The sequence below is a fragment of the Streptomyces sp. NPDC053493 genome, from assembly GCF_044544825.1.
GTDB lineage: Bacteria > Actinomycetota > Actinomycetes > Streptomycetales > Streptomycetaceae > Streptomyces.
On the sequence record NZ_JBITXS010000019.1, the window covers coordinates 68,995 to 75,798 of the forward strand.

The 6,804-nt window shown below is 72.8% G+C and carries 7 protein-coding genes; 6 read left to right on the forward strand and 1 reads right to left on the reverse strand.

The window, feature by feature from the left end:
* The first annotated feature begins 35 nt into the window (after positions 1-35).
* The 3 genes from zapE to ACIGO8_RS32600 all read left to right on the forward strand — a co-directional run bounded on the left by zapE (position 36) and on the right by ACIGO8_RS32600 (position 3,074).
* Entirely contained in the window at positions 36-1,130 is a 1,095-nt protein-coding gene (gene zapE / locus ACIGO8_RS32590) for a cell division protein ZapE (protein WP_399738194.1), read from the forward strand.
* A 34-nt stretch (positions 1,131-1,164) separates the two neighbouring features.
* The gene (locus ACIGO8_RS32595; protein ID WP_399738196.1) at positions 1,165-1,590 is read left to right on the forward strand and encodes an OsmC family protein; all 426 of its coding nucleotides are present in this window, start codon (positions 1,165-1,167) and stop codon (positions 1,588-1,590) included.
* Positions 1,591-1,706: 116 nt separating this feature from the next.
* Complete coding sequence (locus ACIGO8_RS32600) at positions 1,707-3,074, forward strand: alkaline phosphatase PhoX (protein WP_399738199.1); 1,368 nt, start codon at positions 1,707-1,709, stop codon at positions 3,072-3,074.
* On the opposite strand, the gene ACIGO8_RS32605 is transcribed toward ACIGO8_RS32600, so the two are convergent.
* A complete protein-coding gene (locus ACIGO8_RS32605) occupies positions 3,075-3,998 on the reverse strand; it encodes an oxidoreductase (RefSeq protein WP_399738201.1) in 924 nt (307 codons plus the stop codon). It lies immediately after the preceding gene.
* 76 nt (positions 3,999-4,074) lie between these two features.
* Between ACIGO8_RS32605 and ACIGO8_RS32610 the strand changes: the two genes are divergently transcribed.
* From ACIGO8_RS32610 to ACIGO8_RS32620, 3 genes are all read left to right on the forward strand, one after another.
* Positions 4,075-4,746, forward strand: a complete 672-nt coding sequence (locus tag ACIGO8_RS32610) for a TetR family transcriptional regulator (RefSeq protein WP_399738203.1) — start codon at positions 4,075-4,077, stop codon at positions 4,744-4,746.
* A gap of 28 nt (positions 4,747-4,774) precedes the next feature.
* Positions 4,775-5,641 carry a PPK2 family polyphosphate kinase gene (locus tag ACIGO8_RS32615; RefSeq protein WP_399738205.1) on the forward strand — a complete coding sequence of 289 codons (867 nt, stop codon included), beginning with the start codon at positions 4,775-4,777 and terminating at the stop codon, positions 5,639-5,641.
* A gap of 144 nt (positions 5,642-5,785) precedes the next feature.
* Positions 5,786-6,712, forward strand: a complete 927-nt coding sequence (locus tag ACIGO8_RS32620; protein ID WP_399738215.1) for a polysaccharide deacetylase family protein — start codon at positions 5,786-5,788, stop codon at positions 6,710-6,712.
* The last annotated feature ends 92 nt before the right edge of the window (positions 6,713-6,804 follow it).

Here is a 6,804-nt window from a genome sequence, read left to right on the forward strand (position 1 = left end):
CTCGCAGTCTGACACGGCGCTTACAGTGGGGAACTGTGTCGACCCGTGCCATCACCGAAGCGGCTGCCACCGAAGCGGCCCCGCTCTCGCTCTGCTCCCGAGAGCCGCATGTCCCCGCCGACCGGCTCGTCGCGGAGATGGTGCCGCCGCCCCGGTTCGACGCCGTGCGCTTCGACACGTACATCCCGGACCCGAACCAGCCCAGCCAGATCGACGCCGTCAAGATCCTCAGCGGCTTCGCCGAGGGCCTCGGCGGCGCCCACGCCACCGGCGCCGGCAAGCGCCGCTGGTTCTCCAGGGCGCCGAAGAAGCCGGCCGCCGCGGCCGGCCCGCGCGGGGTCTACCTCGACGGCGGCTACGGCGTCGGCAAGACCCACCTGCTCGCCTCCCTCTGGCACGCCACGCCGGCCGAGCCCGCGCTCAAGGCCTTCGGCACCTTCGTCGAGCTGACCAACCTGGTGGGCGCGCTCGGCTTCCAGCAGACCGTGCAGACGCTCAGCGGGCACCGGCTGCTGTGCATCGACGAGTTCGAGCTGGACGACCCGGGCGACACCGTCCTGGTGTCCTCGCTGCTCAGCCGCCTGGTCGAGCAGGGCGTGGCGCTGGCCGCCACCTCCAACACGCTGCCCGGCAAGCTCGGCGAGGGCCGGTTCGCCGCCGCCGACTTCCTGCGCGAGATCCAGGGCCTGTCGGCGCACTTCCGGCCGCTGCGCATCGACGGCGAGGACTACCGGCACCGCGGCCTGCCCGAGGCCCCGGCGCCGTACGACGACGAGACCGTCGCCCGGACCGCGTACGCGACGCCGGGCGCCTCGCTCGACGACTTCCCGCACCTGCTCGAACACCTGGCCAGCGTTCACCCGAGCCGGTACGGCGCGCTGACCGACGAGCTCACCGCGGTCTGCCTCACCGACGTCCGGCCGGTCCCCGACCAGTCGACCGCGCTGCGGCTCGTCGTCCTGGCCGACCGGCTCTACGACCGCGAGATACCCGTGCTCGCCTCCGGGATGCCCTTCGACAAGCTGTTCAGTGACGAGATGCTGAACGGCGGCTACAAGAAGAAGTACTTCCGGGCGATCTCGCGGCTCACCGCGCTGGCCCGGGACGCCAAGGAGCTGGTGGCGCAGTAGCTTGGGGGCCATACCCGATCGAAAGGGATGCACCATGGCCGCTACGCGTACCGCCCACAACGTCTGGGAGGGCGACCTCCTCAAGGGCAAGGGCGTCGTGACGCTCGACTCCTCCGGCATCGGCTCCTACCCGGTGTCCTGGCCGGCCCGCACCGAGGAGCCCAACGGCGTGACCAGCCCCGAGGAGCTGATCGCCGCCGCGCACTCCTCCTGCTACAACATGGCGTTCTCCAACGTCCTCGCCAAGAACGACACCCCGCCGACCCGCCTGGACACCAAGGCCGAGGTCACCTTCGTGCCGGGCAAGGGCATCACCGGCAGCCACCTGACCGTGCGCGGCGAGGTGCCGGGCGTGGACGCCGAGGAGTTCAAGCGGCTGGCCCAGGAGGCCGAGAAGAACTGCCCCGTGAGCCAGGCCCTGGCAGGAACGACGATCACGCTCGACGCCGATCTCGTCTGATCGTCCGTAACCGAGGCCCCGCGTGTCCCGCATGTTCTCGCGTCACCACCGTGCGTGATACACACATGCGGGTCACGCGTCACACACCTGTCCGCCAGCAGGAAGTGGGTTGCCTCATGTCCGCGACACGACGTCAGATCCTGGCCGCCGGCATCGTCTTCACCGGCGCCGTCTCCGAACTCTTCGCCGGCGGCGCCGGCGCCGCGGGTGCCACCACCGCCGGCGCGCTCGGCCACGGCGCCGGGTACGGCCCGCTGCTCCCCGACCCGGACGGTCTGCTCGACCTCCCGGCCGGCTTCTCCTACAAGGTCCTCTCCCGGCAGGGCGATCCGCTGCGCTCCGGCGAGGGACTCGTCCCCAGCAACCACGACGGCATGGGCGCCTTCGCCGGCCGCCACGGCCGGACCCATCTCGTGCGCAACCACGAGAACCGGGTCACCGGGAAGATCGGCGTACCGACCGTCGAGGGCCTGACCTACGACCCGGCGGCCAAGGGCGGCTGCACGGCCCTGACGCTCGACGGCCGCGGCGACGTCCTCGACGAGCGGGTGGCGGTCGCGGGCACCGCCGTCAACTGCGCGGGCGGGCCGACGCCCTGGCGCACCTGGCTCACCTGCGAGGAGACCGAGGACCGGGCCGGGACCAACGGCTACACCAAGGACCACGGCTTCGTCTTCGAGGTCGACGGCGCCGAGCCGCGCCGCACGGGCGCCGTGCCGCTCACCGCGATGGGCCGCTTCCAGCACGAGGCCGTCGCCGTCGACCCGCGCAGCGGGATCGTGTACGAGACGGAGGACGCCTTCGAGCGGCCCTTCGGACTCTTCTACCGCTTCCTGCCGCACAGGCCGCTCGGCGGCACCGGTTCGCTGCGCGCGGGCGGCGCCCTGGAGGCGATGCGGGTGCCGGGCGTGCCGGACCTGTCGGCGATCCAGGAGACGGGCGCGTCCTTCGACGGCGTCGAGTGGGTGCCCGTACCGGATCCGTCGGCGGCGGTGACGCCCATCCGGCACCAGGACTTCGGCCCGCGGGGCATCACGCACGCCCAGAAGCTGGAGGGCTGCTACTGGGGCGGGAGCTCGGTCTACTTCGTGTCGTCGTTCGCGCGCGCCAAGGACGGCTCGGCGGGCACCCACTTCGGCCAGGTGTGGAGGTACGAGCCGCACCGCCGCCGCCTCACGCTCGTGGTCGTCTTCGGCCCGCGGACGGACGTCCAGCTGCCCGGCGAGTCGCCGGACAACATCTGTCTGGCGCCGTCCGGCGGCCTGATGGTCTGCGAGGACGGCAACGGCGCCCAGCACGTCTTCGGCGTGAGCCGGAAGGGCGAGGTGTACGCGGTGGCGCGCGGCGCCCAGAACATCGGCACGCCGGACGAGCCGGAGTGGGGCGAGTTCGCGGGCGTCACCTTCTCGCCGGACGGCTCGACGATGTACGTGAACTGCTACACGCCCGGGACGACGTTCGCGGTGACGGGCCCCTGGCGCTGATCAGACCAGGGAGTAGCGCACGTCGGTGAGGCGTTCCGACAGCTCCCACAGGCGGCGGCCGGTCTCCGGATCGGTCGCCGCAGGCGCGTAGGCGACCCGCCGGGGCGCGCCGCGCAGCTCGCCCGGGCCGCCGGGCCCGTAGAGCGCGCCGCCCTCGGCGTCCGGCGCGGTCGCCGCGTACAGCTGGGGCAGGGCGCCGGTCTCGGGCGCCTGGGCGAGCAGCGGGCCGAGGATCCGGCCGAAGACCAGCCGGACGAGGGCGACGGGCGTACTGGTCTGGAGGTTGGTGGCGGTGTAGCCGGGGTGGCCGAGGATGCTGCGCACCGGGCTGCCGGCGCCGGTCAGCCGGCGGTGCAGCTCGTGCCCGAAGACGGTGTTGGCGAGCTTGGCCTGCCGGTAGAAACCCATCGGCGAGTAGCGGCGCTCGCCGTCGATGTCGTCGAAGGCGATCCGGCCCCTGCGGTGTTCGAGCGAGCTGACGGTGACGACGCGGGGATCGCGGCCGGCGGCGAGGCGGTCCAGGAGCAGCCCGGTGAGGGCGAAGTGGCCGAGGTGGTTGGCGGCGAACTGGAGTTCGTGGCCCTGGGCGCTGAGGGTGCGGGGCGGGGCCATGACGCCGGCGTTGTTGACGAGGACGTCGATGCGCGGGTGGTCGGCACGGAGCTTGCCGGCGAAGTCCCGTACGGAATCGAGGTCGGCCAGGTCGATCCGCCGCACCTCCAGGCGGGCGCCGGGCACGGCGGCGGCGATGTCGCGGGCGGCGCGGCGGCCCTTCTCCTCGTCGCGGACGGCGAGGACCACATGGCCGCCACGGCGGGCGAGTTCCCGGGTGGTGGCGAGGCCGAGGCCGCTGTTGGCCCCGGTGACGACGTAGACGCGTCCCGAGAGGTCGGGGATGCGGTCGGCGGTCCAGTTCTCTGTCATGTGTCACACGCTGCCGCCCGTGTCACTCGGTGTCAAGCCTTTCTCCGAGTGCCATCGGGCGGGCTAGCATGGGTCCATGACCTCCGACGCCTCCGTCAGCCTGGCCGAGCGCAAGCGCCTCCTCGTCGCCACCGAACTCACCGAGTCGGCGCTCCAGCTCCTGGCCCTCAAGGGCTTCGACGCGGTCACCGTCGACGAGATCGCCGCCTCGGCGGGCATGTCGAAGCGGACGTTCTTCCGGTACTTCGCGTCCAAGGAGGACGTGGTCGTCCAGTTCCTCTCCGGCATGGGCGCCGACATCCGCGCGGCGCTCGCGGCGCGGCCGGCCGGCGAGGCCCCGTCCGTCTCGCTGCGGCACGCCCTGGCCGTCCCGCTGCTCGCCTGCACCGACCGGCACGCCGACCACGCGGCCCGCGCGCTGCGCGTGGTCCAGCTGATCCTGCGCACGCCCGCGCTGCTCGCCCGCTTCCTGGAGCGGCAGGCCGAGTGGCGCGAGGACCTCGCGGCGGAACTGGCCCGCCGCCACGGCGCCTCCGGCTCGGGCTCGGGCTCCGGCTCGGGGGCGAGGTCGGGGTCGGGGTCGGGCTCCGGCGACCTCTATCCGCTTCTCGCGGCGGGCACCGCCCTGGTCGCCTTCCACACGGCGCTCCAACGCTGGGGCGACAGCGACGCGGCCGAGGACCCGCTGGAGCTGCTCGACCGGGCGTTCGCGGTGGTGGCACCGGCGCTCGACGCGCAGGATCGGTAGGAACGCCGTTCGCGGGAAGGAGCACGGCATGCCGAAGGGAAAACGCGCCGCACGGGGAACGCCGCTGCGGGAGCTGCTGAGGATCCCGGTGGGCGAGCCGGTCGACCTCGCCTCCTACGACGCCGCCGCGACACCCGGCGGCCCCGCCGACAAGAAGGCCGGCCTCACGGCCACTGCCGCGCTCGCGCCGCGCCTCGCCGAACTCCAGGAACGCCTGTACGCGGCGAGCACGGCGGGCGACCGGCGCCGGCTGCTCCTGGTGCTCCAGGGCATGGACACCAGCGGCAAGGGCGGCACGGTCAAACACGTGATCGGCTACTTCAACCCCTCGGGCTGCCGCATCCACGCCTTCAAGGCGCCGACGAAGGAGGAGCGCGCCCATCCCTTCCTGTGGCGCGTCACCCGGGCCCTGCCGCTGCCGGGCGAGATCGGCATCTTCGACCGCTCGCACTACGAGGACGTCCTCATCGCCCGGGTGCGCGGCCTCGCGCCGCCGGTCGAACTGGAGAACCGTTACGGCGAGATCGCCCGCTTCGAGGAGTCCCTCGCCGACGACGGCGTCACGATCGTCAAGGTCTTCCTCCACATCTCGTACGAGAAGCAGCGCGCCCGGCTCCTGGAACGCCTCGACAATCCCGACAAGCACTGGAAGTTCAACGAGGGCGACATCGAGGAACGCGCCCTGTGGCCCGCCTACCAGGAGGCGTACGAGATCGCGATGCGGCGCTGCGCCACCGCCCGCACGCCCTGGTACCTGGTCCCGGCGGACCGCAAGTGGTACCGCAACTGGGCGATCAGCACGCTGCTCCTGGAGGCCCTGGAGGAGCTGGATCCGCGCTATCCGCCGGGCGACTTCGACGTGGCGGAGTCCCGCAGGCGGCTCCTGGCCACCTGAGCCGGGCCGGGACGCCGCGGCGGGGACGCTTCAGCAGGGACGCCTCGGCCCACCGCGTGGACTCCGGCCCCGCGGCTGCCGAGCCGTGCACGAGGACGAAGTCTGATCGGTTAACTTCCGGAGGTGACCACTTTTGTACGAAGAATGTCGGCGCTCGCCCTGCTGGGCGCCGTACTCGTCGGCTGCGACGGGGGCGCGGCCGACACGGCGGCCCCGCCGCCGGCGAAGCCCGCCCAGCCCGGCCGGTCCGCCCAGGCGGAACGTTCCGCCCCGTCCGCCCCGTCCGCCGCGACCGACCGGCCCGACGCGCCCGGCTCCAAGGGCGCGTCGCCCGCACCGGGGCACCCGGCCGCGCCCGTCCGCAAGGCACCGCCGACGCTCGCCCCGGCCGCCGGCGGCCTCACGCCCGTCTACACCCACCGGACGAAGAGCGCCGACAAGGTCGTCGCGCTCACCTTCGACGCCGACATGACCGCCGATCAGGGCCCGCGCGCCGCCGGCGGCGAGCACTTCGACAACCCGCAGCTCATCGCGACCCTGCGGCGTCTCAAGGTCGACGCGACGGTCTTCATGACCGGGCGCTGGGCCGAGGAGTACCCGGACCAGGCGAAGTCCATCGGCAACGATCCCCGCTTCGAGATCGCCAACCACTCCTACAGCCACTACGCCTTCGCGGCGCCCTGCTACGGCCTGCCGACCGTCGCCCGGCCCGACATGGCGAGCGACGTGCAGCGTGCCTTCGACGCCTTCCGCGACGCCGGCGCCACCAACGTCGTCCCGTACTTCCGCTTCCCCGGCGGCTGCTACGACGACGCCGCCCGCCGCGCCCTCGCTCCGGCCGGCGTGACCGCCGTCCAGTGGGACGTGGTCAGCGGCGACGCCTTCGCCAAGGACGCCGACGCCGTCGCCGAACAGGTCCTCGAAGGCGTCCGGCCCGGCTCCCTGGTCGTCATGCACTGCACCCGCAGCGCCGCCCCGGTGACCGAACAGGCGATCCGCCGCATCGTCCCGGAGCTGCGCGCGAAGGGCTACCGCTTCGTGAAGGTCTCGGAGCTGATGACCACGGCTTAGGTGTATTGATCACGAGCGTTGTTGACAGTCGCGGGTCTTGATCATGGCGAAGACCTCCGGTGTGGTGGAGGTGTCTAGGCTTCACCGCACAC